Source organism: Streptosporangium sp. NPDC003464 (assembly GCF_053588315.1).
The window spans coordinates 1-2502 of the sequence record NZ_JBSFPS010000506.1; the positions used below are offsets into that span (position 1 = coordinate 1).

The following is a 2502-nucleotide window of genomic DNA, read 5'->3' on the forward strand; positions in this document are numbered from 1 at the left end:
CCGACGGCGCCCACACGGCGGCCTGCACCGCCGTGTGGATCGTCGAGGCGATCTCCTCGCTCGTGCGAGCGCTCACGTGCCCACCTCCGTCACAGAAGGGGCGGGATGGGGGCCAGGTCGTCGGATCGGTAGGCCAGGAGGTTCTCCACGTCGAGGACACCGTCGATCCCGTGGACGGCCGCGACCAGGCGGGAGATCTGCGAGTGGAAACCGACATGACCCGTCAGCGTGACCACACCCGCCTCTATGCCGACCCTCAGGTGCTCCCGGTCGACGTAGAGGCGATCGCAGATCTCGGTGATCTCGCCGTCGATCTCCTCGGCCGGACGGGTGAAGACCTTCAGCAGATCGCTCTGGTGCACGGTCCCGACGAGACGTCCGGTGGCCGGCTCGATCACGGGAAGCTGCTTGATCCGGTAGCGGTGCATCAGCCGCGCCGCGTCCCGGACGGTGGTGTCCTTCGTGACCGTGATCGCGGGGCTGGTCATCACCTCTCGGGCCGTGATGCCTGCGGCTCTGTGATGCTCCTGGTGTCTGCGGCGGCTGTCGAAGGCACTGCCCGCAGATGTGGAGTCGGTCTCCTTGAGCAGCAGGTCATCGTCGGAGACCACACCGATGGGGTGTCCATCGGTGTCGATGACGGTGAGCGCGCCGATCTTGAAACGCCGCATGGCCTCGACGATCTCGGAGAAGGACGCCTCCGGCCGCACCGCGACCGCTCTGGTGCCCATGACATCTGAGATCTTCATGATTGACCTCCTCGAAGACCCTCAGTCACGACGATCCCCCAGTGATGTCGAGGGCGTCAGCGGCGAAAGTCCCCCTCACGTAGGACTTATGCCCGCTTTCCCACTGATAGTCCGCTATCAGGCTGCCGACGAGTCGGCGGCCAGGGAGAAGTAGGCCTCCTCCTCCTGGTCGAAGTGGAGGACCAAGACGGCGTGCAGACCGTAGAGGCAGGCACGCAGGTCGTCCAGCTGCTCCAGCCGCATCCCGTCGGCCTCGGCGAGGGCAAGGTGATTTCCCAGACGCCGCACGAGGCGTTCGATCTCGGCGTGCGCCCTGCTCATGGTCATCGTGACCTCGAGGCTGCCCAGCACCTGTCCCATCGCCGGATACAGCCGCTGTTCCTCGGCCCGTTCGTGGGGCAGCAGGCGTTCGGTGAGGAAGTGGTGGACCTCTCGCAGCCGGTCCAGGGACGCCGCAGAGGGAGTTCCGCCCAGTTCGTCGGCTGTCTCGCGGATCAGTTCCAAGGGCGGTCGCAGTGAGGAGTGCTCCGTCTCGAATCGGCGCAGCAGGGCCTCGGTGGCGGGGTCGACCACCGTCCGAGTTCCTCGCACGGGACGCAGCGCCCGCAGCGCGTTGACGATCACCGTTATGTCGATGGCTTCCTGCAGGAGGGCGCCGACCGCAGGCGCCAGTGCCCCGGCCGCGGCGGCCGCCATGGCCAGCAGTGACAGCGCCATCCCCGTGGCCGCGCTCTGTACGGCGATGCGACGGGAGCGGCGGGCGACGTCCATGGCGTCGGCGAGCCGGTCCAGGCGGTCGGTGGTGAGCACCACGTCGGCGGCCTGGGTGGAGGCGGCCGAGCCCCGGGCGCCCATCGCCACCCCGACGTCGGCCGCCGCCAGGGCCGGGGCGTCGTTGATCCCGTCGCCCACCATCACGGTCACCGCCCTGGCCGCCTCCTGCTGTACCGCCCGGACCTTGGCGGCGGGGGTCTGTTCGGCCAGCACCTGGTCGACACCGAGGACGATGCCCACGCTTTCGGCGACTTCGGCCCGGTCCCCGGTGAGCATGACCATCCGCTCGATCCCGGCGCTGCGTAGCCGTCTCAGAGTCCGCGCGGCGTCGGCCCGTATGGCGTCGCGGAGCAGGATCACTCCGCGGGCCTGGCCGTCCACCGTCACCCAGACGGCCATGGCGCCGTCCAACGCGGCCCGTGCCCGCTGGGCCCGTTCCCATTCCGAGCGGGAGGGGGCCGTGGCCTTGCCGACCTCTATCCGGTGCCCCTCCACCAGCCCCGTGGTCCCGATGCCCGGCTTCTCCCGGACCTCAGCCGGTTGCGGCAGCACGGCCCGGTGCGCGCGGGCGGCGTCGACGATCGCAGCGGCGAGCACGTGAGAGGACATCTGGTCCACCGCGGCGGCCAGGCGCAGCACGTCGTCGGCGCGGGCACCGGGGGCGGCCACGACGTCGACCACCTGCGGCCGTCCGGCGGTCAGCGTACCGGTCTTGTCCAGGATGAAGGTACGGGCCTGGCCCAGCCTCTCCAAGGCTCCGCCGCCCTTCACCACCACCCCGTGTCGCGCCGTACGAGACAGTCCGGAGGCGATGGCTGCGGGTGCGGCGAGCAACAGCGGGCACGGGGTGGCGACGACCAGCACGGCGACGGCCCGCACCGGCTGGCCGGACAGCAGCCAGGCGGCGGCCGCCAGCAGGAGCGTGGTCGGCAGGAACCAGGCGGCGAACCGGTCGGCGAGCCGTACGACGGGGGCGCTG

At 70.4% G+C, this 2502-nt stretch carries 2 protein-coding genes; both read right to left on the reverse strand.

Annotation, left to right across the window (positions count from 1 at the left end; translation table 11 throughout):
- Positions 1-89 precede the first annotated feature (89 nt).
- Positions 90-749, reverse strand: coding sequence for a CBS domain-containing protein (locus ACWDS7_RS47865; RefSeq protein ID WP_451934732.1), 660 nt, complete (start codon positions 747-749; stop codon positions 90-92).
- A 117-nt stretch (positions 750-866) separates the two neighbouring features.
- On the reverse strand, positions 867-2502 hold a 1636-nt coding region (locus tag ACWDS7_RS47870; protein WP_451934733.1), incomplete at its 5' end, for a heavy metal translocating P-type ATPase.

Excerpts from the sequence above, each read along its gene's own strand:
- ACWDS7_RS47865 (WP_451934732.1), bottom strand. The coding sequence starts at position 749 with ATGAAGATCTCAGATGTCATGGGCACCAGAGCGGTCGCGGTGCGGCCG.